The organism is Streptomyces sp. NPDC025721 (genome assembly GCF_055558595.1).
Genome location: NZ_JBVHMF010000001.1, coordinates 813,403 through 837,702 on the forward strand (window position 1 = coordinate 813,403; position 24,300 = coordinate 837,702).

24 protein-coding genes, 4 pseudogenes and 1 riboswitch are annotated in these 24,300 nt (G+C 69.4%); of the genes and pseudogenes, 21 read left to right on the forward strand and 7 right to left on the reverse strand.

Annotated features, from left to right (window positions below; all coding sequences use genetic code 11):
* The first annotated feature begins 280 nt into the window (after positions 1 to 280).
* Entirely contained in the window at positions 281 to 697 is a 417-nt protein-coding gene (locus tag ACZ4EF_RS03515; RefSeq protein ID WP_467502647.1) for an Imm1 family immunity protein, read from the forward strand.
* A 293-nt stretch (positions 698 to 990) separates the two neighbouring features.
* On the opposite strand, the pseudogene ACZ4EF_RS03520 reads toward ACZ4EF_RS03515, so the two are convergent.
* Both ACZ4EF_RS03520 and ACZ4EF_RS03525 read right to left on the reverse strand, forming a co-directional pair.
* A pseudogene (locus ACZ4EF_RS03520) lies at positions 991 to 1,107 on the reverse strand (tyrosine-type recombinase/integrase); the annotation flags it as partial.
* Positions 1,086 to 1,712, reverse strand: a pseudogene (locus ACZ4EF_RS03525) (replication initiator); the annotation flags it as partial. The pseudogenes ACZ4EF_RS03525 and ACZ4EF_RS03520, both read right to left, overlap by 22 nt.
* A 257-nt stretch (positions 1,713 to 1,969) precedes the next feature.
* Between ACZ4EF_RS03525 and ACZ4EF_RS03530 the strand changes: the two are divergent.
* Both ACZ4EF_RS03530 and ACZ4EF_RS03535 read left to right on the forward strand, forming a co-directional pair.
* Positions 1,970 to 2,368 (forward strand): hypothetical protein, encoded by a 399-nt coding sequence (locus ACZ4EF_RS03530; RefSeq protein ID WP_467502534.1) that lies wholly within the window; start codon positions 1,970 to 1,972, stop codon positions 2,366 to 2,368.
* Between the two features lie 6 nt (positions 2,369 to 2,374).
* Positions 2,375 to 3,010: a hypothetical protein gene (locus ACZ4EF_RS03535; protein WP_467502536.1), complete on the forward strand. Its 636-nt coding sequence runs from the start codon at positions 2,375 to 2,377 to the stop codon at positions 3,008 to 3,010.
* A gap of 122 nt (positions 3,011 to 3,132) precedes the next feature.
* Here ACZ4EF_RS03535 and ACZ4EF_RS03540 read toward each other — a convergent pair.
* From ACZ4EF_RS03540 to ACZ4EF_RS03550, 3 genes and pseudogenes are all read right to left on the reverse strand, one after another.
* Positions 3,133 to 4,113 (reverse strand): annotated as a pseudogene (locus tag ACZ4EF_RS03540) (tyrosine-type recombinase/integrase); the annotation flags it as partial.
* Between the two features lie 2 nt (positions 4,114 to 4,115).
* Positions 4,116 to 4,214: pseudogene (locus tag ACZ4EF_RS03545) on the reverse strand (DUF7848 domain-containing protein); the annotation flags it as partial.
* Positions 4,202 to 4,459 carry a hypothetical protein gene (locus ACZ4EF_RS03550; RefSeq protein ID WP_467502538.1) on the reverse strand — a complete coding sequence of 86 codons (258 nt, stop codon included), beginning with the start codon at positions 4,457 to 4,459 and terminating at the stop codon, positions 4,202 to 4,204. The pseudogene ACZ4EF_RS03545 and the gene ACZ4EF_RS03550, both read right to left, overlap by 13 nt.
* Before the next feature lie 246 nt (positions 4,460 to 4,705).
* On the opposite strand from ACZ4EF_RS03550, the gene ACZ4EF_RS03555 reads away from it, so the two are divergent.
* The 3 genes from ACZ4EF_RS03555 (at position 4,706) to ACZ4EF_RS03565 (ending at position 7,528) form a co-directional block, all read left to right on the forward strand.
* Positions 4,706 to 5,452, forward strand: a complete 747-nt coding sequence (locus ACZ4EF_RS03555) for an XRE family transcriptional regulator (RefSeq protein WP_467502540.1) — start codon at positions 4,706 to 4,708, stop codon at positions 5,450 to 5,452.
* A 2-nt stretch (positions 5,453 to 5,454) separates the two neighbouring features.
* Complete coding sequence (locus tag ACZ4EF_RS03560; protein WP_467502542.1) at positions 5,455 to 5,925, forward strand: NUDIX domain-containing protein; 471 nt, start codon at positions 5,455 to 5,457, stop codon at positions 5,923 to 5,925.
* Positions 5,926 to 7,279: 1,354 nt separating this feature from the next.
* Positions 7,280 to 7,528, forward strand: coding sequence for a hypothetical protein (locus tag ACZ4EF_RS03565; protein WP_401857008.1), 249 nt, complete (start codon positions 7,280 to 7,282; stop codon positions 7,526 to 7,528).
* A gap of 181 nt (positions 7,529 to 7,709) precedes the next feature.
* Here the strand turns inward: ACZ4EF_RS03565 and ACZ4EF_RS03570 are convergent, their stop codons facing one another.
* Complete coding sequence (locus tag ACZ4EF_RS03570) at positions 7,710 to 8,471, reverse strand: SMI1/KNR4 family protein (RefSeq protein ID WP_467502544.1); 762 nt, start codon at positions 8,469 to 8,471, stop codon at positions 7,710 to 7,712.
* A gap of 445 nt (positions 8,472 to 8,916) precedes the next feature.
* Between ACZ4EF_RS03570 and ACZ4EF_RS03575 the strand changes: the two genes are divergently transcribed.
* The 15 genes from ACZ4EF_RS03575 (at position 8,917) to ACZ4EF_RS03645 (ending at position 23,279) form a co-directional block, all read left to right on the forward strand.
* Positions 8,917 to 9,579 (forward strand): hypothetical protein, encoded by a 663-nt coding sequence (locus ACZ4EF_RS03575; protein ID WP_467502546.1) that lies wholly within the window; start codon positions 8,917 to 8,919, stop codon positions 9,577 to 9,579.
* Positions 9,580 to 9,590: 11 nt separating this feature from the next.
* A complete protein-coding gene (locus ACZ4EF_RS03580; protein WP_391162296.1) occupies positions 9,591 to 9,956 on the forward strand; it encodes a hypothetical protein in 366 nt (121 codons plus the stop codon).
* 192 nt (positions 9,957 to 10,148) lie between these two features.
* Positions 10,149 to 10,673, forward strand: coding sequence for a hypothetical protein (locus ACZ4EF_RS03585; protein WP_467502548.1), 525 nt, complete (start codon positions 10,149 to 10,151; stop codon positions 10,671 to 10,673).
* 98 nt (positions 10,674 to 10,771) lie between these two features.
* Entirely contained in the window at positions 10,772 to 11,554 is a 783-nt protein-coding gene (locus ACZ4EF_RS03590; RefSeq protein WP_355346890.1) for an HNH endonuclease family protein, read from the forward strand.
* Positions 11,555 to 12,020: 466 nt separating this feature from the next.
* Positions 12,021 to 12,782, forward strand: coding sequence for a glycoside hydrolase domain-containing protein (locus tag ACZ4EF_RS03595; protein ID WP_391051698.1), 762 nt, complete (start codon positions 12,021 to 12,023; stop codon positions 12,780 to 12,782).
* A gap of 250 nt (positions 12,783 to 13,032) precedes the next feature.
* Positions 13,033 to 13,701 carry a SurA N-terminal domain-containing protein gene (locus tag ACZ4EF_RS03600; RefSeq protein WP_355346893.1) on the forward strand — a complete coding sequence of 223 codons (669 nt, stop codon included), beginning with the start codon at positions 13,033 to 13,035 and terminating at the stop codon, positions 13,699 to 13,701.
* A gap of 72 nt (positions 13,702 to 13,773) precedes the next feature.
* Entirely contained in the window at positions 13,774 to 14,874 is a 1,101-nt protein-coding gene (locus ACZ4EF_RS03605; RefSeq protein WP_467502551.1) for a nucleoside triphosphate pyrophosphohydrolase, read from the forward strand.
* 5 nt (positions 14,875 to 14,879) lie between these two features.
* On the forward strand, positions 14,880 to 15,590 hold the full coding sequence (locus ACZ4EF_RS03610; protein WP_355346899.1) for an endonuclease V: 711 nt from the start codon (positions 14,880 to 14,882) through the stop codon (positions 15,588 to 15,590).
* 83 nt (positions 15,591 to 15,673) lie between these two features.
* On the forward strand, positions 15,674 to 16,987 hold the full coding sequence (locus tag ACZ4EF_RS03615; protein WP_391051607.1) for a cytochrome P450 family protein: 1,314 nt from the start codon (positions 15,674 to 15,676) through the stop codon (positions 16,985 to 16,987).
* A 297-nt stretch (positions 16,988 to 17,284) separates the two neighbouring features.
* Positions 17,285 to 18,334: a transglycosylase family protein gene (locus ACZ4EF_RS03620; protein WP_391162288.1), complete on the forward strand. Its 1,050-nt coding sequence runs from the start codon at positions 17,285 to 17,287 to the stop codon at positions 18,332 to 18,334.
* A 305-nt stretch (positions 18,335 to 18,639) separates the two neighbouring features.
* Positions 18,640 to 18,823: riboswitch (cyclic di-AMP (ydaO/yuaA leader) on the forward strand.
* Between the two features lie 3 nt (positions 18,824 to 18,826).
* Positions 18,827 to 19,552, forward strand: coding sequence for a transglycosylase family protein (locus ACZ4EF_RS03625; protein WP_401310248.1), 726 nt, complete (start codon positions 18,827 to 18,829; stop codon positions 19,550 to 19,552).
* 168 nt (positions 19,553 to 19,720) lie between these two features.
* The gene (gene eno / locus ACZ4EF_RS03630; protein WP_355346911.1) at positions 19,721 to 21,001 is read left to right on the forward strand and encodes a phosphopyruvate hydratase; all 1,281 of its coding nucleotides are present in this window, start codon (positions 19,721 to 19,723) and stop codon (positions 20,999 to 21,001) included.
* A 138-nt stretch (positions 21,002 to 21,139) separates the two neighbouring features.
* Positions 21,140 to 21,634, forward strand: a complete 495-nt coding sequence (locus ACZ4EF_RS03635) for an FtsB family cell division protein (RefSeq protein ID WP_355346914.1) — start codon at positions 21,140 to 21,142, stop codon at positions 21,632 to 21,634.
* A 41-nt stretch (positions 21,635 to 21,675) separates the two neighbouring features.
* Positions 21,676 to 22,272, forward strand: a complete 597-nt coding sequence (locus tag ACZ4EF_RS03640; protein ID WP_391051600.1) for a DUF501 domain-containing protein — start codon at positions 21,676 to 21,678, stop codon at positions 22,270 to 22,272.
* Positions 22,269 to 23,279: a Ppx/GppA phosphatase family protein gene (locus tag ACZ4EF_RS03645; RefSeq protein WP_401716111.1), complete on the forward strand. Its 1,011-nt coding sequence runs from the start codon at positions 22,269 to 22,271 to the stop codon at positions 23,277 to 23,279. Before ACZ4EF_RS03640 ends, ACZ4EF_RS03645 begins: the two co-directional genes overlap by 4 nt.
* On the opposite strand, the gene ACZ4EF_RS03650 is transcribed toward ACZ4EF_RS03645, so the two are convergent.
* On the reverse strand, positions 23,276 to 24,043 hold the full coding sequence (locus tag ACZ4EF_RS03650; protein ID WP_467502555.1) for a class I SAM-dependent methyltransferase: 768 nt from the start codon (positions 24,041 to 24,043) through the stop codon (positions 23,276 to 23,278). The genes ACZ4EF_RS03645 and ACZ4EF_RS03650 overlap by 4 nt on opposite strands.
* Positions 24,044 to 24,300 lie beyond the last annotated feature (257 nt).

Consider the following 24,300-nt stretch of genomic DNA (forward strand, 5'->3'; position numbering starts at 1 on the left):
GTAATATCTGGCCGGCCCTGCCCTGGGGTAGAATCCTCCGGGGTGGGGCCGGTCTAATTTCGGTATTCCGCATCGCCTCACCTGCGAACGTTGGAGGATATTAATGATTCTGACTATTTTCACTGGCGGTACGACATATCATGCAGCATCGGGAGCTATTCTTGGGCGCTTGATTGGCGAGTTGGTGACCGGCGGGCCCGACCAAGGGCCAGACGTGGCTGGACGGCCGAAGGGTGGAATTTTTGCAACGTTTGTGCTCTTGGCACCACATAGGGATCCGATGAAATCAGATCGGTACTTTGACAGCTATCTTCAAGTCTCGACAAATCCGCTTACAGGGTATGGCGCATTGAGGTGGCAAGTTCCCGAGGATTCCGTAGTCCGAGTGGATCAGGAGACTGCGAGGAGTGTATGGACCTCTAGGAATCCGGAACCGCCGGTGTTGAATCAAAACGTTGTTGCTGATTTGGGCGATTGGAGGCTGTTCGAGCCCCGCAATACGCTGCCGGTAGCTGATATTCGTGCGGCCGTCGAGGAATTTTGCGAACTAAGAAGCGGTCAGAGGCCAACGGCGATTTGCTGGGATCGTGGTGACTCTGGCACGTACCACTCTCTGAATGGGCTGGCGCACGTGACACCTTCCTACTGTCAGGATCCGTGGTGCAGAGACTCGGGTACACGGCACCCATTGCACTGAGTAAGGTTCTCGGTGGCGCTTCGTGCAAGTTGGAATCTCCCTTTCGGTGAGACGGTATTTATCATTCGAATATGGACGTTATGCGCGAATGTTGCGTTGATGTCGCTGTTTGTTGAACTTCAATTTGCCTTTCGATGTGCGCAAGCGAATTTGACGCCCCGTCAGGCGGTGCCTGGCGAGGCGTCTGTGTGGGGTGACGGCAGTAGTTGACGGCAACGTCAGCGGACGAGGGCGGCGCAGGGTGGCGGTTCGTCGCCGTCGGAGCGTGCCGTCTTGGTGTTCTCCGGGCTGTCCAGTGCGGTGCTGATCACGACGAGTTCGACGCCCTGTTCCAGGAGCAGGGTGGCGGTGGAGTGGCGGAGGCCGGCCTTTTGGAGGAGCGCGATGAAGGTGCGGGTGAGGTGGCGCGGGCCTGTTCGGTACGCCAGGTGCGGCGGGCGTCGCGCAGCGTGCCGAGGGTGGTGGAGTAGCGGCGGGACTTGGTGGAGAAGTGGCCGCGGAAGCCGAGCATGTGCGCCCACTTCCAGAGCTTGAGTTCGGCGAACTCCGGCAGGCGGCCCAGCTCCCAGCAGGTGCGGATCATCTGCCGCACGTGCCGGGTGACGGCGAGGCGGGGCAGGGGCCGGGCCTGTCCGGCGCCGTCGCAGGCGGTGCAGGGGAGCGGGGTTCCGTGGGGCAGGAGGGTGGCGCCGCGTCCCTGGCAGGGGCGGCAGAACAGGGCGTGGTCGAGGGTGCCGGAGGCGTCGGCGGACTTGGCGGCGTACTTGGCGGCGTACTTGGCGGCGTACTTGGCCACGTAGGCGGCGACCGCCTGGTCGGTGAGTTCGCTGTCGGTACCGAAGGTGGCGATCTCGCGTACGTCGAGCTGCTGGCCCCAGGCGAGGTCGCGTTCCCCGACCGCGGAGTCGACGGAGATGCGGGCGCACGGTGCGGCGGTGCGGATGGCATCGGTGAGTACGGCGGCGTTGGCGTACGAGGGCGGGGGGTGGGTGTTGCCGTCGGGGCCCCTCCTCCGCCAGGCCGACTGGACCGTGGACGACCTCACTGAACATCTCAAGTAGCCATACAGGTCTAGACCACTGACGGCAGTAGTGCCAGCAACAACCACGCATCGGCGCACGACAAGGGACCCTGACGGACCGCCAAAGCCCCGCCCACCTGCCAAAACGCACGTAGAGCAGGGTGGAGTGTCACACGTACTATGTGCTGGCAGGGATTACGCCGGTCCTGGTTCACAACTGTGGTCCTGGGGTTGCAACTGAAGGCGATGCGATGCTTGCTCTCAACCGTGCGGAAGAGTTGCAGGCGTCCCGCAATGATTACTTCATGGCGGACGTGAAGGGCACCACGGCGGTAATTGGTGTCTTCAACTCTCAGACGAAGACGTTCACCACTCGGATCGGAATCAATGGGGGCGGCGCAATGCCTTCCGGGTGGACGCTTCGACCGGGAGAGGAATTCGTGCAGGCGGCTGGACAGGCAGAGGAAGGGATCCTTAACAGCTTGGGGCCAAATGAGCATGCAGTGTTCGGTGCGGCATCGCGAAACTTCTGCGTTGCCATCTGTTCGCCCATGCTGAACGTTCGCGGGGTGACGTTGGGTGGCGCAGGAATCCGCGGTCATGCTGCACAAAGCTCCCCATTCACAATCTTCTGGGCCACTGGAGGCTAGAGGGGCATGGAGATTCCGTCAGAAATTCAGGCAATTTCGAACGCTTCGGACTCTGAGCTGATGCTGATCTGTGCTGCAGCCGCGGAACGGGGGGTGACTTTCTGTCGAGCCCTAGGCCCTTCGGAGTACTTGACGTGGGTCGATGCCTCGCTTGAGCTTGCTTGGGCGGCAGCTGCCGGCGAGTCTGTCCAGGACGAATGCGCCGAGGCGTTGGATGGGCTGGAGATGGAACCTCAGGACGGCGAGGGTGATTCTTATCGCCCAGAGTTCTATGTGGCTCAGGCGGTGGGGCTCGTGGGAAATGCTCTTGCCGTCTCCTTGATGCCTTCAGCCCCGAAGGCGGAGATGTCTATCAATACCCTCAGGTCACTGCTCTCCATGCTCGATTTCAAGCTGTCAGGAGAAAATCCCGTAATTGTAAGATACGGAGAAGAGCCTCCTCCTCCAGGGCTGCTAGTGCAAATGGAGATTGACGCCGAGCGTGAGGTCCTTGCGCTTCTTTCTCAGGGGTCAGAAGATTCCGCTCAAGGTGTGATTGGACGCTCGGTGGCAACCCAGGCGCAGGTATCAGCAAGCGCATTTTCCGTGCAACTGACTCCTTCTATCGAGGCGTTTGCCGAACTAAACAACTGGGAAATTTGAGAGGCGATCTTAACTCAAGAGTCCGCGTCATAAGGTAAGTATCTGAAAACCCATGTCGCCCTTCCCGGAGCTGTTCCGGGGAGGGCGACATGGCGTCTTGACGGCAGTAGTTGACGGCAACGTCAGCGGACGGGTGCTGCACAAAGCGGCGGGCCGTCGCCGTCGTCGGGGTTGGTGGCGGCCTCGGAGGACTTGCCGAGGGTGCGGCCGAGGAGGTCGATGGCGTCGCGCTGGAGGCGGAGGCGGACGTGGGCGTACACGGTGGCGGTGACGCCGATGTGTGCGTGACCCAACAGCTCCTTGATGACGACGAGTTCCACGCCCTGTTCCAGGAGGAGGGTGGCGGTCGAGTGCCTCAGGTCGTGGAACCGGATCGCCCTCAGACGGGATTGACGGAGCAGGGCGTTGAAGTGGCGGCTGAGGGTGGCGGGTTCGATGGGGTGCCCGTCCAGGCGGGTGAAGACGAGACCGGCGTCCACTCACTCCGCACCGACCTGTTGCTTCTCCTGGGTCTGCCGGTCGCGGTGTTCTCGCAGCAAGGCGACACAGGCGGCTGGGAGGACGATGCGGCGTTCCGAGCAGATGATCTTGGTGGGCAGGGTGGTGAGGCCGCCCGTGCGGGTGCGCTGGAGGGTGCGGCGGATGCTGGCGGTGCCGGCGTCGTGGTTGAGGTCTTCCCAGCGCAGGCCGAGGAGTTCCCCCTTGCGGAGTCCGGTGCGGAGAGCGAGTTCGAACAGCGCGTGCGGGCGGTGGCCCTGTGCGGAGGCGAGGAAGGTGCGGGCCTCGTGGGCGGTGAGGGGGTTGAAGCGGCGTGGGCGGGGTGTGCCGGTGCGGACGTTGCGGGCGACGTTGCGCGGGATCTCCTCCTCGCGCACGGCGTGCTCCAGGGCCGACTTCAGGACGGAGTGGATGTAGGCGAGCGTCAGCGGTGAGAGGTACTTACGGCAGCACTTCCCAATGGCGCAGCAGCGGGGCCGACGGTCGGCCTGAGCATCGGGCTTGCGCCGGGCGTCGATGCCGCGAGCGCAGCACTGGCAGACGGTCCGCAGCCCGTTCAGCCAGGTGCGCACGTCCTTCGCGGCGAGCTTGGCGAGCTTCTTCTTTACTGCATCGCGTACAGGACCGGCTCCGCGTCCGGCTCGCGGTCGGGCTGGAGCGTCCAGGTCTCGTAGCGCAGGACCGAGCGAGGGGTCACCGTCCCCACCTCCGGTTGGCCACGGCCACCTTCGTGCTCAACTCCTCCGTCGGAGTCGGCATACGTACGTCCTCGGGCGGCACGTCCCACTCCCGGCCACCGCGCGGCGGCCGAAGCTGCACGTGCGGCCCCACATGCCCCATCACCACGCCCACCTTGCCGCTCCGCCGGTCGACCACCAGGGCGCCGGCATCGGGCGAGACGGTGTGCCCGTCGGCATCAGGGGTGGGGGTGGAGGCCGTCATCGTGACCACCCCGGCGAGGCGGCGCGCGACCGGGCGTCCAGTCGCAGGGCAGGAACACATGGGGTGGCGCTCTTTCGCACGGTGACGCTCCTCGGCGGCGTGGATGCGTGCCCCTGGGCCTGTTGGTGCCACAGGGTCGGCACCGATCCTCACGCCGGTCACCGGGACGAAGGAACCTCCGCCAAACCCCACTTCGGGACGTCCTGCACCGTGTAGAACGTCCCTAGTGCCGTCCTGAGACAAGGGGGGAGACTCGTGCCGAACGAGAGGCTACGAGCCGTCACGGCGGCGGGAGGCTGGACGTACGCCGCACTCGCTCAGCAGGTCGAGGTCGACCCCAAGTCGGTCGAGCGCTGGGTGAACCTCGGGCGTATCCCACGTCGTGCCACCGCCCTCCAGGCGGCCAAGGCCCTGGGAGAAGACGTGCACGCACTCTGGCCGGCGCTCCGCCAAGCCCGCCCCGCCCGCGCCATCAGCCCCGAACTGGTCGCGCTCTACGACCAGCGGGCCGACATCCCTGTCTCGGCGTTCACCGACTTGATGGCCCAGGCCCGGGAACGGATCGACATCCTCGTCTACGCGGCCGTCTTCCTCCACGAGGCGTACCCGCGGCTGAACGAACTCCTCAGCGAACGCGCCGCCGAAGGCTGCACCGTCCGCATCGCGATCGGGGACCCCGACAGCGACAACGTCCAAGCCCGCGGCCAGGAGGAGCGCTTCGGCCACGGCATCGAATCCCGCTGCCGCCTCGCCCTCATGCACCACAGACCCCTCGCCAGCACCCCCGGCATCGAAGTCCGCACCCAGGAAACCACGCTCTACAACTCCCTCTACCGCGCCGACGACCAGCAACTCGTCAACGCCCACATCTGGGGCGTCAACGCCTACGCCGCCCCCGTATGGCACCTTCGCCGACACGAGACAGGCGGCATGTTCGATACCTACGCCGACAGCTTCGACGCCGTGTGGGCGACGGCGACGCCCGTACGAGAGGAAGGCTGACCGTGGCCCGCACCGAGTACTACGACGACCCGAACGCGCCCAAGCCGAACAGCATGGTCGTCGCCGCCTCCGCCGTCGTCACCGACGACCACGGCCGCATCCTCCTCCAGCGCCGACGCGACAACGACCTATGGGCACTGCCCGGAGGCGGCATGGACCTCACCGACTCCCTGCCCGGCACAGCCGTCCGCGAAGTCAAGGAAGAGACCGGCCTCGACGTTGAGATCACCGGCCTGGTCGGCACCTACACCGACCCGAAACACGTCATCGCCTACACCGACGGCGAGGTCCGCCGCCAGTTCAACGTCTGCTTCACCGCCCGCATTACCAGCGGCCACCTGGAGATCTCCGACGAATCCACCGAACTCCGGTTCATGCCGCCCGAAGAGATCGAGCAACTGCCGATGCACCACACCCAGAGGCTCCGGCTCCAGCACTTCCTGGAACACCGTGAAAGCCCCTACCTGGGCTGAACCGGCTGACGGCAGTAGCTGACGGCAACAACCACGGACACCCACGCACATCACCGGACCAGCAAACCATGCCTGACCTGCGAAAAAGCAGGTCGAGGGGCTCGCGTAGCACACGTACTATGTGCTGGCGGGCGAGACGCCGGTCCTCGTTCATAATGTAAATGAAGGCGATCTCTGCAATTTGACTCTCGGGCCCAACTTGAAGGGGCAGAAAGCGGAGGGGGTTACTGCTGAGCGTGGAGACACTGTTCTCGCTCACGAGCAGCGGATGATCAATGAATTCGGGGATCGGAACGGTTGCGCGGCTTGCGGTGCCGAAAAGTCTGGCTACAAGGATGGGCACTGGGCTGGCGACCACAACCCGCCGAACAAGTCCTCCCCGAATGGTCCGTGGACTCTCTATCCGCACTGCAAGGCATGTTCCAAACAGCAGGGTGGAATCGTGCGAACGCTGATCAAGGAGTATTACGACTTCCCGGTGTGGAAGCCGAGACAGTAGGTGGATTCAATGATGCTTTTCGCCTCGTGCACGACAAGATTCGCGCACGGTTTGGTTGTCGCTGCCGCGCCTGGGAGTGTTGACAACCACGCAGGCTGGGACGCGGCTGCTGATGTGGTGCACGGCGGTCCGGACTCCTTGTTCATCGCGGTGCAGCAAGCCGCCAGTGGTCCGGCGTCAGTCCAATGTATGCAGGGGCCTTACCAGCCGAGTGGAAAGGTTCTTGTGTACTCAGGGAATCTGACTCTCCCCAAGGCGTCCCTCGAAATTTCGGATCCTAATGAATCGGTGAGACTGCTGATTCCCGTTCCGAATGTAGAAAATCGGGTCGACGTCTACGGAGACGGAACCGATGAGCCTGATGAGGTGGTCATCGTCCTGACGGGCGATGAGTCGTGGTGATCCGCAAGCTCTGACGTATGGGCTCTGTCGGCAAGTCGGACGTCACGATAATCTCTCAACTCTGCGTGCGCGAGAGGCCGTACCTGGGCTGAATCGTATGATGGCAGTAGTGAAGGCAACAACCACGGTTTTCCCGCAAACCACGGACGTCAGCGGAACGCAAAACGCACGCTGACCAGAGACGCTTGGCTCTTATACCTATTCGCGGGGCGCTTGGCTACTCTGGTGATCGAGTCCTTTCTATCAACGGCAACCTTATCGAGGATAATCGGGCCACTTTCATGCGCTCACGGGTCAAGGCATGCCAGCGGAAGAGGCAATCCTTCACGCATGACCGGGGAAATTGGCTACGAGAAGCGGCTTCGGTGCGCTACGGTCTCTTGAACGTGTTTGGCGAGCCAGGGGCACACTCCACGGTCGAGCCAATCTTTACGAGACCTAAGGGGTGCAAGGGTGTCCATCGATGACTGGGCCGCAGAGGCAGGCCGCATGCAGCGGGAAGGGGCATCGATTATCGACATCGCTGCCTTTCTTCGGGCGTTCGGGGAAAATGGCGGAAGGAAGATTAACGCGGCATCCGCTCTCGGCAAAGAGTATGGCTGGTCAGTAAAAATGAAGCTTGAATTGTTGAGCTGGACCGAAGGTGGTACCACGGACCAAGAGCTGATATCCCTTGTTCCGTCCTGGTTTCCTGGCGGCTAATTTAATCTCAATTATCCCACTGGGTCGGACCGCGTCGTGGAGCAGACCTTTGCCCTGCTCCACCACTTCAAAGGACTTGCTGTTCGGTGGGAACGCCGCACCGAACTTCACGACGCCTTCGAATCTCTGGCCCGCAGCCCCATCTGCTGGAGACGTCCTAACAGACCCGCATCATGACGCTTCAGAAGGGCAGCGGCTCGGCGTCCGGCGGCTCGGCGTATCCCAGGGCCCACCGGCCGGGGACGGTCTCGCAGATCGCCTCCAGGTCGGCCATGGTCCGGCCCCGGACGTGCAGCCAGCTGTGGGTGCCCAAGCCATCCTGGCGCAGCAGCTTTCCCGGGGCGGAGAACCAACGCACTGGAAAGTCCTCCGGCCCTGTCCACATCGGATAATCGGGCAGCGCGACCCGCTGGAAGCGGTCAGGCACCGTCCCAAGCAGGTCCGCCGGCAGCTCGCACGCGTTGTACAGCCGACCTCCGCTGCCGAACAGTGCCTCGCTCAGTACGAGCTCGACGCAGGCCAGAGACACCCGGTCCAAGAACGGCACCCAGCCGTGCCGCGCCTGGACGAACACCGGCGGATCGTCTTGCTCAAGGTCGCGCAGGCGCACGCCCCAGAAGGCGCAGCCCTGGTTTTCGCTACGGAAGACGAGGACACCGCCGCACTCGTCATGCACGAACATCTCGGCGGGCGGCAGCAGCGGATCCTGGTTGGCGATCAGGCCGGACCGCGTACCCAGGAGCGTGTAGACCTCGCGCAGCGCGGCCGGCAGGGAGCAGCCGAGCGTCGCCTCGGCTTGCGCCAGTTCCGCTGCCGGCGTGCCGTCATCCTCGGCCAACGGTGCGTCCCAAGCAGCGGCGAAGCCGCGGACAAAGGCCCACGCCCGCCCCTGGTCGGTGACTCCGCCGTAGAGAGCCTGGGCCACGTCGAACACGCCGGTCATGCCGCGAACCGTACCGGAAGCACGCGGCGCATCACCCAGAGACGATCGGGCCGCCAGCGAGAGCAGCCCTACCGGGCGGGTCCGAAGTCCTGGTAGAGCACCGAGGCAAGCATGAAGCCGACGGACACTACGACCTGACCGCACTCGCCAAGATCGTGTGACGAATTCTAAGCGGTCAGAGCACTAGCGCGACTCCGTTGCCTGCTTGCGGTCCTGGGGGATGTCACAGGTTGCATCAACCGCGAGGTGTGAACGTGACAGTGGAGGTGAACCCGTGAGCGCGGTGGATGCGGCGACCGTCAAGCGGGTTGCCAAGGACTGGGCGGTTCGGTACCCAGGGTTCGATGTCAGATGGTGATCGTGTGACGAGCGCTCAAGGACGGAATTCTTCGTCGGTGCCGGGAGGACCGGGTAGGTGGGCGGAACGGTGAGTCGGTCGGACGGGTTGAGTAACGAAGGGCTGTCGGCGCAGGTCGCGGCCATGGGGCGCGGGCAGCGCTGCCAGGCGGCGTATTTCGCCCTGCGGCGACTGCGGGGGCCGTTGGTCGGTATGGCGATGCCCGAGGAGTGGGGAGTGGACCCGGCGGCGCTCGGGGAACTGCTCCGGGCCGGGGCGGACGTGGCGGACGGCGGGAGCGGTGCGGAGTTCGCCCGGGCGGTCGCCGCGTTGACCGCCGCCCCGCTGTTCGAGTCGGAGATCGAGCCGGAGTTCGCGGAGAGCTTCCAACTGGAAGCTCTCAACGGCTGGTTGATGCTCGCGGACGCTCTCGGCGAGATGAGCGAGGCCGACACCGAGCGGATCATCGACGTCGCCCGCGCGACGGCCGTCTACCTTGACGACTACATGGCCGGCTCGCTCACCGAGGTCGCCGGTCAAGAGACCCGCGAGCGCTGGCTCGCTGATGTCGACGAGTCCCTGCGTGTTTACGGGCTGGGGTATTTCGGCACCCGGAACCTCGCCGTCGAGGCCGAGTGTCACGACGCCGTTCTCGCCGCCCCGGCCGGTGCGGATCTCCTGACGTCCGCCGTACGCCAGCGACTTGAGGCATCCTGCGACGCGTACAGCGAGCAACTTGCCGCTGTACTCCGAGGCTTCGCGGCGCAATGACACGTGGCGTCGTGACCGTGGAGACGTGGGACCCGTCCTACCGGAACTCGAAGGTCCCTCTGTCGGACCTCGCAACGGTGGTCGGCGCGGTTCCGCCGGGCACGTCGATGGGTCTGACGTTGGACGACGGTGAGGACGACTGCGTCATCGTGACCGTGGAGCCGGAGTTCTCCACGGTCACGTTGTTCCGGGACCGGACGTTCTACAACCTTCAGACGTCCGACGACTCCGCAGACACGGTGATCACTGTCGCAGGGGAGGAGATCACCTGGCCGAAGGGCTGTCTCCTACCTCCCACGACGGGCCCCGAGGTCCTCCTGGAGGCCAGTGACCGACAGACGGTGTGGGAGCGGTACACATGGGTCGAACAGGGCTGACGGAGACGGTCGCCAGTGAAGTGGTCGTCCCGGCGGCATCGGAGCTGCGAGCGGGAGACGTGTGTATGGTCTCCATTCCTCCGACGCGTCTCTACGTCGGCCATGACGAGGAGTACGACCCGCCGCGCGATCTGGGGTGAAGTCCCGTGCCCACGGCGGGAATCTATCGAGTGAAGGTCGGGGGGCGGAGGGGTGACGGGGGAGTTCGCGCGGAGCGCGACGCGGGAGCAGGCGGCGGTGTTCGGGGCGGCCTGTGCCGAGCGGGCGGCGGCGATCTTGTTCTGGGTGGTGGCCGGGGACGGGCGTACGGCGGATCTGGAGGCGTACGCAAAGGAGTTGGAGGCGCTGTGGACGCCCGGGACGCTGACGGAGGGGCGCGGGCGCATCGAGGGGATGCGGGAACTGGTCGAGGGCGACGGGGCGTCGGGGGCGCGGGCGTTCGCGTATCAGGGGGCTGTGGCGCTGCACACGGCCATGGGCGCGGAGCCGGTCCTCGGGTGCTCGTCGGTCCTGCGCGACATGGCGTTCCGGCTCGGGCGGCGCTGCGGCGCCGATCTGCTGACCGGGGAGGACGAGACGCAGCGGCGGGACATCGCCGACCTGACGTCAGGGGCGGCGGACGGCGCGATCCGCGAGAGGTCACGGGAGGCGGGGCGGCGCTGGCTGGCCCTGGCGGCCGGTCAATTCGACGGGCGGCCTGGGGAGACGGGGAGATGAGGACGACGTAAGTGGGGCACGCCGGGGCAGGCGTGATTGTGTAGGGGCAGGGGGGCGGTGCCGTTGCGTCCCCGGACGACGACCTCCGAGGTGCGTACATGGACAGACGGATATCCCGGCGCCTCGCCTGCGCCGCGACCCTGCTCGCGGTGATCGGCGTAGCGGGGTGCAAGGACACGACACTCGGCGCCGACCCGACGGGCAGCGCGAACCCGTCGGGAGCGGCGGGCCCCGCGGCCGGCAACGGGCGGGCGGTGAGCCCGCTGGACAACCCGGACGGGACGAAGGCCGGTCTGGCCGCGATCACCTCGGACGCCGACAAGAAGAAGGCGCGCGACCTGATCGCCAAGGTGAAGACCAAGGGCCGCGGCCCCAAGACGGGTTACTCGCGGGCGCAGTTCGGCGCCGCGTGGATGGACTCCGCGCCCTCCGTCCCCTTCGCGCACAACGGCTGCGACACGCGTAACGACCTGCTGAAGCGGGACGGCGACGACGTCCACTACAAGGGCACGTCCAAGTGCGTGATCGCGACGATGACGCTCAACGACCCGTACACCGGCCGGGTCATCAAGTGGACCAAGACCAAGGCCACCACCGTCCAGATCGACCACGTGATGCCGCTGTCGTACGACTGGCAGATGGGCGCGGCGCACTGGAGCAAGGACAAGCGGGAGTCGATCGCCAACGACCCGCTCAACCTCATCCCGGTCGACGGCCCGTCCAACGGCTCGAAGAGCGACTCGGGACCGGCGTCCTGGCTGCCGCCGAACAAGCAGATCCGGTGCTCGTACGCGGTCCGGGTCGCACAGGTCTCGATCAAGTACCAACTGCCGGTGACCAGCGCGGACAAGGACACGATGCTCGCGCAGTGCGGAGGGTGACGCCGGGGGGCCGCGGTGTGATTGTCAACGGCGCGCGGCCCCGCCATACTTTGCTGGCCGCGCGCACCGCGATCACTCCGATCGCCTCTGGTGGATCGCGCCGCCCGAGCCCCCAGAGGACCCCGTGTCGAACAGCCGTCGCCTGCCCAAGCCGATGCGGTACCGCGTCATCGCGACAGTCGCCGCAGTGATCGTCGTCGGGGGCGGCGGCGCACTCGCCGTGGGCGCCACGTCCGGCGGCGGAACGGGCGGGTCGGCGGCGGCCGGCCAGGCCGCCAACCGGTCCGCCGACGCGAACGCCCCGCAGGGCGCGACGAGCACCCTCAACGCACCGAACGGCGCCAAGAACGCGGCCCCGAAGGGCTCCCCGGCCGGCACCCCGAGCGGCAGCCCCTCCGCGTCGCACGCCCCGGCCGCCGCCCAGACGGCCAAGCCCGGCAACCCGGTCGCCTCGGTCCCCGGCTCCCTGCCGTCCGTACCCCGCCAGACCCGCCGTCCGGCCGCGCCGTTCAGCGGCTTCGTCCGCACCTTCACCGGCCTCGCCTTCGACACCTGCACCGCGCCCAGCGCGAGCAAGATGGCGTCCTGGAAGAGCGGTTCGCCCTACGGCGCCGCCGCGGTCTACATCGGCGGCGCCAACCGCGGCTGCGCACAACCCCAGTTGACGTCCTCGTGGGTGACGACCGTCAGCGCGGCGGGCTGGAAGCTCATCCCGATCTACGTCGGCGCGCAGCCGCCCTGCCAGACCGGCAACAGCCCCGAACGGCTCACGGCGGCCAACGCGGCCACGCTCGGCGCGCGCGACGGCGCCGACGCGGTGAAGAAGGCCGCGGCCCTCGGTATGCGCCCGGCCAGCGCGCTCTACCTCGACATGGAGCCGTACGCCGTCTCCGACACCTCGTGCAACAACGCCGTCCTCACCTACGTCCAGGCGTGGAACCGGGCGCTGCACACCGGCGGTTACCTGGCGGGCTTCTACGGCTTCAGCTCGTCCAGCGCCGCTGCCGTGGCGGCGGCCAAGGCGACCATGGACGACATGCCGGACGCCTTCTGGTACGCCAAGTACGACGGCGTCAACAGCACCACCTCCGGCTTCCCGTTCGCCGCGAATCTGTGGACCGGGCACCGGCGCGGGCACCAGTTCCTGGTCAACTCCAAGGAGACCTACGGCGGCGTCACGCTGACCGTGGACCGCGACGCCTGGGACGGCCCGGTCGCCGTCGTCTGACGGCGGGGCGGTGAGGGTGGCGCGGGCGGTGCGGGCGGCGCGGCGGTAGAGGGGGCAAAGGCGCCAGGGACGCGGCGGGGCGGCAGGGACGCCCCGGGAGCGTCCGGGGCCCACCGGGTGCGCGGCGGCCCAGCCGCGAGGCGTACTCTCCCCCGCGAGGAGAGCCGTTTGCGCCGAGTGCTGGAAATCGGCGGGCCCCGGTCCATATCCTCGTACTCGATCATCGCTTCAGTACCGCTAGGTCGTTCCCATGCCGGGAGGCACCATGGTCCGCCGCCGCACCGCCGTCTCGATCGCCGCAGCCGCGCTGCTGGCGGCATCGCCCGCCCTCACCGCGTGCGGTTCGGGACCCGCGCACCCGGGGGCCGCGGCGGTGGTCGGGGACCAGAAGATCTCGATCGCCACGCTCCAGCACGAGGTCGACCAGGTGCGCGACGCGCAGAGCAAGTCGCCGCAGGCGGCGCAGCTCATCGGGCAGAGCGGCAAGCTGCCGCAGCAGACGCTGAGCATGCTGGTGCAGAACAAGGTGATCGACAAGGCCGTGTCCGACGCCGGGCTCTCGGTCAGCACCGCCGAGGTGCAGCAGTCGCACGCGCAGGCGTTGCAGCAGTTCGGCGGTGACGAGAGCCAGTTCGAGGCGGCGCTGCTCCAGCAGTACGACATCGTGCCGTCCGGCATCGACACCTTCCTGCGGACCAACATCGCCGTCGGCAAGCTGATCCAGAGCCTCGGCTTCCAGCCCGGCAGCGACACCGGGAACGCGGCGGCCATCGCCGTCATCTCCAAGACCGCGAAGTCGCTCGGCGTGGACGTCAACCCGCGCTACGGCACCTGGGACGCCAAGAAGGCCATCGTCGGCGCCACCAACGAGCCGTGGGTCGTGACCAAGACGGCGACCCCGGCGGACCCGAGCGCGTAAGCGGACCCGGCCGCGCGGTCCGTGCAGCAGCCGCCCGCAGGGCATGTCGGTGGTCCGGGGTACGTTCGAGGGGTGAACGACGTAGACGACGCGAACGCGCCCGGGCGGTTGGTGCTGCTCACGACCAGCCACCGGGTCGCGCCGGGACAGCTCTCCTGGCCCGCCTGGCAGACGCTGCGCGAGGCCGACCTCGTGGTCTGCGCCGACCCCGAGCATCCGCAGCTCCCGTATCTGCGCGAGGCGGGGGTACGGGTCGAGCTGGCGACGCCCGGCGGGCGCGAGCTGGTGGACGCGACGGCGGGCGGCCGTACGGTCGTCTATCTGCCGCCCGGCGGCGGCGCGGGCGACCCGGCCGTCACCGACGAACTGGCCAGGCTCGGCGGCTCGGGACGGGTCGCCATGCCCGACCTGGAGCTGCTGCCCGGCTCGTACGACCTGCCCGGCGCCCGGCTGCTCGACCTCGTCCAGGTGATGGACCGGATCAGGGCCGAGTGCCCGTGGAGCAGCCTGCGGACGCACGAGGACCTGGCGAAGTACGGCATCGAGGAGATGTACGAGCTGGTCGAGGCGATCGAGGAGGGGGACCGCGCGGCGGTGCGCGAGGAGCTGGGCGACGTCCTGCTCCAGGTCGTCTTCCACGCGGCCATCGCGGAGGGCGACCCCGAGGAGCCGTTCGGCATCGACGACGTGGCCGGGGGACTGGTGGACAAGCTCGTCCACCGGCACCCGCACATCTTCGGCGACGAGGTCGCCGAGACCCCCGAGCAGGTGCGGGCGAACTGGATCCGTCTCAAGGGCGTCGAGAAGTCCCGCGACTCGGTCACCGACGGCGTGCCCCTCGCCTCGCCCGCCCTCGCCCTGGCCGCCAAGCTCGCGGGCCGCGCCCGGGAGGCCGGCCTCCCGCTCCCGGCCGACGACACCCCGGCCGACGGCAGCCCGGCCGACGGCAGCCCGGCTGACGGCACCCCCGGCCCCGGCCCCGCCCCCGGCGCCCCCGCCACCGACGAGACCGCCCTCGGGGACCACCTCCTCGCCGAGGCCGCCGCCGCCCAGGCCGCAGGCCTCGACCCGGAAGCCGCCCTGCGCCACGCGGCCCGCCGCTACCGCGACGCGATCCGTACGGCGGAGCGGACCCGGACCGCCGAGCCACCCCGTACGACCGAGGCGGGCTAGCCCCGATGCGCGTCGACGTGCCGCACGCCTGGCCGGCCGACGAGGCGGAGGCGCTGGCGCTCCAGGACCGGCTGCGCCCGCTGGCCGACCACCGCGGCCCCGGACCGGCCGCGCCCCGCCTGGTCGCCGGGCTCGACGTCGCCTACGCGGGCGACGGACGCGGCACCGGGGACCTCGTCGCGGCGGCCGTGGTCGTCATCGACACCGCGACGCTCGACGTGGTCGAGCGCGCCACGGCCACCGCGACCACGACCTTCCCGTATGTGCCCGGACTCTTCGCCTTCCGCGAACTGCCCGTCCTCGTCGAGGCGTTGCGCACCCTGCGGGCCACCCCCGACCTGCTGCTCTGCGACGGCCACGGCCTGTCCCACCCGCGCCGCTTCGGCCTCGCCTGCCACCTGGGCGTGCTCACCGGGCTGCCGACCGCCGGAGTCGCCAAGACCCCGTTCGTCGGCCGCTACGACCCCGACGCCCTCGCCCCGGAGCGCGGCGCGTACGCCGACCTCCTCGACGGCGGCGAAACCGTCGGCCGCGCCCTGCGCACCCGGACCGGCGTCAAGCCCGTCTACGTCTCCACCGGCCACGGCATCGACCTCGCCACCGCCTGCGCCCACACCCTGACCCTCGCCCCCGCCTACCGCCTCCCCGAAACCACCCGCCAGTCCGACCGCCTGAGCCGCGTCGCCCTGGCGTCCACAACCTCAGAGAGCCTCTGACGCCCCCGCCCCCGCCCCCCCGCCCCCGCAACGGCCAGGTCCCGGTGAGCCGGGAACGCGGCCGGGCCGGATAGCGTCGGCGCATGACCGACCCCACCACCGACCCCACCGCCGACTCGCCCACCGGCCCCACCCCCGCCCCCACCGACCCGGCCGACGGCGGACCCACCCTCTTCACGTGGGAATTCGCCACCGACCCCTACCCCGCCTACGCCTGGCTGCGGGAGCACGCGCCGGTGCGGCGGACGACGTTGCCCAGCGGGGTGGAGGCGTGGCTGGTGACGCGGTACGCGGACGCGCGGGAGGCGCTGGCGGAGGGGCGGCTGAGCAAGAATCCGGTGCATCACGCGGAGTCGGCGGGGGCGAAGGGGAAGACCGGGATTCCGGGGGAGCGCAGCGCGGATCTGATGACGCATCTGCTGAACATCGATCCGCCGGACCACACGCGGCTGCGCCGCCTGGTGTCGAAGGCGTTCACCCCGCGCAGGGTCGCGGAGTTCGGGCCGCGGGTGCAGGAACTGACGGACCGTTTCATCGACGGCTTCGCGGCGAGCGGCGAGGCGGACCTCATCCACGACTTCGCCTTCCCGCTGCCGATCTACGCGATCTGCGACCTGCTGGGCGTGCCGCCGCAGGACCAGGACGACTTCCGGGACTGGGCGGGGATGATGATCCGGCACGGCGGCGGCCCGCGCGGCGGAGTGGCGCGGTCGGTGAAGCGGATGCGCGCGTATCTGGTCGAGCTGATCCACCGTAAGAGAGAAGACCCGGGCGAGGACCTGATCTCCGGTCTGATCCGGGCGAGCGACCACGGCGAGCACCTGACGGAGAACGAGGCCGCCGCCATGGCCTTCATCCTGCTCTTCGCCGGTTTTGAGACGACTGTGAACCTCATCGGCAACGGGGTGCACACCTTGCTCCGCCACCCGGAGCAGCGCGCCCGCCTCCAGGAGTCGCTGGCCGCGGGCGAGACCGGCCTGCTGGAGACCGCGGTGGAGGAACTGCTGCGCTACGACGGCCCGGTGGAGCTGGCCACCTGGCGTTACGCGACCGGCGACCTGAGCCTCGGCGGTCAGTCGATCGCGGCGGGCGACCCCGTACTGGTGGTACTCGCGGCGGCCGATCGCGACCCCGCGCGCTTCAACGCGCCCGATACCGTCGATCTGGCCCGGCGTGACAATCCCCACCTCGGTTACGGCCACGGCATCCACTACTGCCTGGGCGCGCCGCTGGCCCGGCTGGAAGCCAGGACGGCGCTCGCGTCCCTTCTCACCCGCCTCCCCGACCTGCGGCTCGCGGCGGATCCGGCCGAATTGCGCTGGCGCGGCGGACTGATCATGCGCGGACTGCGTACGCTGCCGGTGTCGTTCACCGCCGAGGCCGCACAACAGAAGTGACGTCGCGTCACGGTCGTGATCGCGACGTGATGATCGCTACACCGACTTGTGATCCGTTGGCCAACACCGCTACGTTCTGCGGTCAACGCGAGAAGCGCGGTCGCTCGTACGGGCACGGTGCGTACGGACGGCCACCTCTCGCGGACGGCTCGCGCCAGACGCGGCGGACGTCACGGAAGCGGAAGCGGAAACAGCAGCAACAGCACCAGCAACGTCGGCGGGCTCCGGCCCGCTCCCCGCCGCCGTCACGTCACGCACCGCGCTCCGGCGCGTAAGGCTTACGAGAAAGGCGACCGCATGCTCTCGTCCGGGAACGGCCGGCACCGCCGACCGCGACAGGCCCCGGCGGCCATGGTGACCGTCGCGGCGACCGGCGCGGGGATCGCACTCCCGCTCCTCGGCGCGGGGGCCGCGCACGCCGCGGACTCCAGCACGTGGGACAAAGTCGCGATATGCGAGACCGGCGGCCTGTGGAGCGCCGACCCGAGCAACGGCTTCTACGGCGGCCTGGCGATCACCCAGGACACCTGGAACGCCTACGGCGGCCAGGCGTACGCGCCACGCCCCGACCTCGCGTCCAGGACGGAACAGATCGCCGTCGCCGAGCGGATGCTCGCCGACCTCGGGCCGAACGCCTGGCCCGGCTGCGAGGACGGTACGGGGCTGCTGGACGCCGTGACGCCGCCCGTGGCGGGCGGCACGCCCGCGGCCACCCCCACCACCCCGGCGCCGTCCGCCTCGACCCCGCCCTCCGGCGACGCCACGACCGGCGGTTCCGGCGGCACCGGTGGCTCGAACACCGACCCGTCGCTGCCGACGATCATCCCGACCGCGCCGGGGACGGACACGCCCACCGGGCCCGCCGACGGCTCGACGGTCACCCCGGTGACGCCCACGGCGCCCACCACCGCCCCCGTCACCCCCACGTCGCCCGGTGACGGCTCGCGGAACACTCCGGGCTCGCCCACCGCCGACGCGCCCGCGACGCCCGGCACGGGCCGCCACGCGAAGCCGTACGTGCCCACCGACGCCGAGCTGGCCGCGGCCGACCAGGCGACCCGTACGGAGCTGACCGCCGTCACGGACGCGGGCGCGGACAGCGGTACGGACACCGGCAAGGGCTCGGACGACGGCAGCACCGGAGCCACCGGCGCCAGCGACACCGGACACAGCGCCGACGGCGGCCACGACTACACCGTCGCGTACGGCGACTCGCTCGCCGGTATCGCCTCCAGCCACCACGTCCAGGGCGGCTGGAGCGGTCTCTACGACGCCAACCGGCAGGTGATCGGCCAGGACCCGAACCTCATCAAACCGGGTCAGATCCTGACACTTGACCTCGGCTGAGGGCTCCGCGTCTTTCTGACTGTCCGTCACGGCCGCGGGGGCAAACCGGACGAACCGTACGACGTCCTCCGCGGCCCGTGTGACAAGCCTCTCGCCCGCCCCTGTGACCGCCCGCTCGCAGAGCGCTGAAACCGGCCCCTGTGACCTGCGATTCTCTGAACCCGCTCTGGGGGCGGGAGCGGTGCGGGGGCGGAACGCGGATGTTTGTCCTTTCCGGCGCCTGTGCTTAGCGTCGTCATCGCTCGCCACAGCGGGCCCCGCCGGTCAGGAACGCCGAGTCCTGCCGCCGACCGACGGGAACAGTCGACGCGAAAGCGCCGTAGGCAGGAGCGGGGGACCCAAGGTCTTTCGCCGGTCACGTTCGTACGGCACGCAGCCTGCGGAACGCACCGGCTCGGGGTTAAGCACGGAATCCGCGGTCGCGGATCCGGCCGGGCAACTCACGCCCGAACCCGACAGCTCACCTCGCAGGCGTCGGTGAGGACACGAACCATGGCTAAGCACCGCCGTACGTCCAAGCTCGTCCGCATCGCCGCGCTCGCCGGTGTCACCGGCACCGCGATCGCCGTACCGCTCCTCGGAGCCACCTCCGCCTCCGCCGCCTCCGTCTCCACGTGGGACGCCGTCGCCCAGTGCGAGTCCGGCGGCAACTGGTCCATCAACACCGGCAACGGCTACTACGGTGGCCTCCAGTTCTCGCAGTCGAGCTGGGAGGCCGCGGGCGGCACCCAGTACGCCGCGCGCGCCGACCTGGCCACCAAGGACCAGCAGATCGCCACCGCCGAGAAGCTGCTCGCCATGCAGGGCCCGGGTGCCTGGGCCTGCGCCGGCGCCGGCAACCTGACCTCGGGCGGCTCCGCGGCGAACGTCGACACCTCGTCGCCGTCGTCGTCCTCCTCGTCGTCGTCTTCCAGCTCTTCCAGCTCCTCCGGCTCCAGCAGCTCGGACTCCTCGAACACCGGCTCCTCCGACAGCTCCTCGCAGCCGTCGCAGCAGCAGAGCACCCCGGCCCCGGCCGAGACCTCCGCGCCGGTCACCCACCACAAGAGCCACGGCAAGGGCAACGGCGAGTACACCGTCGTCTCCGGCGACTCGCTCTCCAAGATCGCCACCGCGCACCACGTCTCCGGCGGCTGGCAGCACCTGTTCGACCTGAACAAGGACATCGTGCAGGACGCCAACCTGATCTACCCGGGCCAGCACCTGCACCTGGGCTGAGGCCACGGGATGTGATCCCCGGCCGGGCACGTACTCTCCCCCGAGCGTGCCCGGCCGGGGCCTTTTTCCGTCTCAGGGTCCGGGCTCGGTACCGGGCGCGACACCGAAGACGGTTAGGCTCAGGTCGAAAAAGACAGAGACATCTCAGAAGGACTGAAGGAGACACTCGTGCCGTCCATCGACGTCGTCGTAGCCCGGGAAATCCTCGACTCGCGAGGCAACCCCACCGTCGAGGTCGAGGTCGGCCTCGACGACGGCAGCACCGGCCGCGCGGCGGTCCCGTCCGGCGCCTCCACCGGCGCATTCGAGGCCCTCGAACTCCGCGACGGCGACAAGAACCGCTACCAGGGCAAGGGCGTCGAAAAGGCCGTCCTCGCCGTCATCGAGCAGATCGGCCCGGAGCTGGTCGGCTACGACGCCACCGAGCAGCGGCTGATCGACCAGGCGATGTTCGACCTGGACGCCACGCCCGACAAGTCCTCGCTCGGCGCCAACGCGATCCTCGGCGTCTCGCTCGCCGTGGCGCACGCCGCCTCCGAGGCGTCCGACCTGCCGCTCTTCCGCTACCTGGGCGGCCCGAACGCGCATGTGCTGCCCGTGCCGATGATGAACATCCTCAACGGCGGCTCGCACGCGGACTCCAACGTCGACATCCAGGAGTTCATGATCGCCCCCGTCGGCGCGGAGTCCTTCTCCGAGGCGCTGCGCTGGGGCGCCGAGGTCTACCACACGCTCAAGGGCGTGCTGAAGACCAAGGGCCTGTCCACCGGCCTCGGCGACGAGGGCGGTTTCGCGCCGAATCTCGGCTCGAACCGCGAGGCGCTCGACCTGATCATCGAGGCCATCAAGCAGGCCGGGTACGCGCCCGGCCAGGACATCGCGCTCGCGCTGGACGTCGCCGCCTCCGAGTTCTACAAGGACGGCAAGTACCAGTTCGAGGGCAAGGAGCGCTCGGCCGCCGAGATGACCGAGTACTACGAGGACCTGGTCGCCTCCTACCCGCTGGTCTCCATCGAGGACCCGCTGTTCGAGGACGACTGGGCGGGCTGGAAGGTCCTCACCGAGAAGCTCGGCAGCAAGGTGCAGATCGTCGGCGACGACCTGTTCGTCACCAACCCCGAGCGCCTGCAGAAGGGCATCGACAACGACACGGCGAACGCGCTGCTGGTGAAGGTCAACCAGATCGGCTCGCTGACCGAGACGCTGGACGCCGTCGAGCTGGCCCAGCGCAACGGCTACAAGTGCATGATGTCGCACCGCTCCGGCGAGACCGAGGACGTCACCATCGCCGACCTGGCCGTCGCCACCAACTGCGGCCAGATCAAGACCGGCGCCCCGGCCCGCTCCGAGCGCGTCGCCAAGTACAACCAGCTCCTGCGGATCGAGGAGATCCTGGACGACGCCGCCGTGTACGCGGGTCGCTCGGCGTTCCCCCGCTTCAAGCACTGAGCCGTCCGTTTCCGGGCCCCGGCCTCCGTACGTCCCCGCACCCGGTCCCGTACCGTGGGCGGGGACGTACTGGCGTGCGCGCCCGTACGGCAGCGTGTGGACGCGACGGCGTGCGAGGACGGCGAGGGGAGACACGGCGTGGGGGCGGATCGGTTCTCCACCTCGGCCCGGCTGAAGGCCATCGGCCAGGAGGCGCAGGCCCGGGTGTACCGGGCGGCGGCCAAGCGGCGCCCGCCGCGGCGCAACAAGCTCACCGGCCGCGCGGCGCTGCTCGCCCTGGTGCTGTGCGCCCTGGTCGTGGCGCTCGCCTACCCGACACGGCAGTACATCGCCCAGCGCTCCGACATCGCCGACCAGCGCCGCGAGGCCCAGAAGGCCCGCCAGCGGGTCGAGGAGCTCCGCGAGGAGAAGGCGCGCTGGCAGGACCCGCAGTACGTACGGACGCAGGCCCGCGAGCACCTGCACTTCGTCCTGCCCGGCGAGACCGGCTACAACGTGGCGGCGCCGGCCCCGACCGGGGACGCCGCCGCCGACCACCGGACGACGAACGAGGCCGCCGCACACCGCCCCTGGTACGACAATCTGTGGGACAGCCTCGACCACGCCGACGCCGCCGCCGCGCCCCGGCACTGACCCCTCGCTCCCCGCGTACCGCCCCCGACCTAGAACGGCCCATGACGAAGCACCCCGAGCCCACCGCCCCCACCCCGCCCACCGACGCGGACGTCGCCGCGTTCACGGCGCAGCTCGGCCGCCCGCCGCGCGGCCTGCGCGCGATCGCGCACCGTTGCCCCTGCGGCAACCCGGACGTGGTCGAGACCCAGCCCCGGCTGGAGGACGGCACGCCCTTCCCGACGCTGTACTACCTGACCTGTCCGCGCGCCGCGTCCGCGATCGGCACGCTGGAGGCCGACGGCGTGATGAAGACGATGACCGCCCGGCTCGCCGAGGACGAGGAGCTGGCCGCGGCCTACCGCGCGGCCCACGAGGACTACATCGCGCGGCGCGACGCCATCGAGGTCCTGGAGGGCTTCCCCAGCGCGGGCGGCATGCCGGACCGCGTCAAGTGCCTGCACGTGCTCGTCGGCCACTCCCTGGCCGCGGGCCCCGGCGTGAACCCGCTCGGCGACGAGGCCATCGCCATGCTGCCCGAGTGGTGGGCGAAGGGCCCGTGCGTCGCCCCCGCGACGGAGACCGGAACCGCGACCGGGACCGGAAACGGAACCGCGACCGGGACCGGGACCGCCCCCGAGACGGAGGAGTCCGCGTGACGACCGGTACGGCGACCGACGGGCCGCGGGGCACGACCGTCCGCGTGGCGGCCGTCGACTGCGGGACGAATTCGATCCGGCTGCTCGTCGCCGACGTCGACCCCGCGACCGGCGCGCTGACCGACCTCGACCGCAGGATGCGGATCGTCCGGCTCGGCCAGGGCGTGGACCGCACGGGGCGGCTGGCCCCCGAGGCGCTGGAGCGGACCTTCGCGGCCTGCCGCGAGTACGCGGAGGTGATCGCGGAGCACGGCGTCAGCGCGGACCGCGTCCGCTTCGTGGCGACCTCCGCGTCCCGCGACGCGGAGAACCGGGACGACTTCGTACGCGGAGTCGTCTCCCTCCTCGGCGTCGAGCCCGAGGTGATCAGCGGCGACCAGGAGGCCGCCTACTCCTTCACCGGCGCCACCCGCGGCCTGACCGGTGCCGAGGCCCTGGACACGCCGTATCTGGTGGTCGACATCGGCGGCGGCTCCACCGAGTTCGTCCTCGGCGACGACACGGTCACCGCCGCCCGCTCGGTCGACATCGGCTGCGTCCGTCTGACCGAACGGCACCTGGTGGCGGACGGCGCGGTCGTCGACCCGCCGACCGGCGACCGGGTGGCCGCGATCCGCGCCGACATCGACGCCGCCCTGGACGAGGCGGCCCGCGCCGTCCCCCTCGACCGGGCCCGTACGCTCGTGGGTCTCGCCGGGTCGGTCACCACCGTCGCGGGCATCGCGCTCGGCCTGGCCGCGTACGACTCCGCCGCGATCCACCACTCCCGTATCACCGTCGAGCAGGTCGCGGAGATCACCGCGCGGCTGCTGGCCGCCACCCACGCCGAGCGCGCCGCGATCCCCGTGATGCACGAGGGCCGCGTGGACGTGATCGGCGCGGGCGCGCTGGTGCTGCTGCGGATCATGGAGCGCACGGGCGCGAAGGAGGTCGTGGTCAGCGAACACGACATCCTCGACGGGATCGCGTACGCGGTGGCGGAGTCGGCGGGTCGGGACAGGCCCTAGCCGTCCCTGCGGAACAGGGCCGTCCAGAGGAAGGGCTCCCCGAAGTACGGGGAGTCCTTCGGCTCGTCGCGCATGCGGCGCAGTTCGACCTCGGTCAGGCCGGAGAAGATCCAGCGCAGCGACTCGGGGGTGTAGCCGAGGCCGCCGTGCAGCCGCGCGTCCCGGTAGAAGTCCGCGTCGGGCAGTTCCGAGCCCATCGCCCCCGCGGCGAAGCAGGTGAGCGCGAGATGGCCGCCGGGGGCGAGCACGCGGTCGAGCAGCGCCAGATAGCTGATCCTGCGGTGCGGCGGCAGATGGTGGAAGCAGCCGGAGTCGCAGACCAGGTCGTACGGCCCGCTCAACGCGCCCGCGCCCGCGCCCATGCCGTCGCCGTCGCCGCCCTCGCTCAGCGCGAAGGCGTCCCCTTCGTGGAAGCGGATTCCCTCCACCCCGGCCGCGCGCGCCCGCTCCCGCGCCCATCGCACGGCGGCCGGTGACAGGTCGACGGCGTCCACCTCGAAGCCGCGCCGCGCCAGCAGCACCGCGTTGCGCCCCGGCCCGCACCCCAGGTCCAACGCCCGTCCCGGCCGCACCACCTCCCGGTCCAGGCAGGACACCAGGTTCTCGTCCGGCTTGTCCACGAAGAACGGCACTCCGCGTTCCCGGTCCCCGTAGAACCCGTCCCACCACCCGGCGGCCCCTGCCGTCCACCGGTCCGCGTCCGCGGCGAACAGCCCGTCCAGCAGCCTCAGTACGTCCTCCACCGACCTGATGTCCCGCTCCACGCCAGCCCCCTCTTCTCCGGTCTTCTCCGGCGTTTCCGACAGGGAGAACGCTAGGCCCATCGGGCATGAAAGCCCAGGTCAGAGCCTTTGTGGCGACCCCTTCACGCGCCGCCTGCGGGCCTGGCCCGACCCGGCTGGGGGAGTCCGCCGGGGGGCCGCCCGCACGTCCCCGGCGGCCCCGCGGAAGCCCGGCGAAGGGCCTCCCGGGGCGAGCGCCGGCACACTTTCTCAGCTGAATTCCGTCCGCGCGGCTGCCG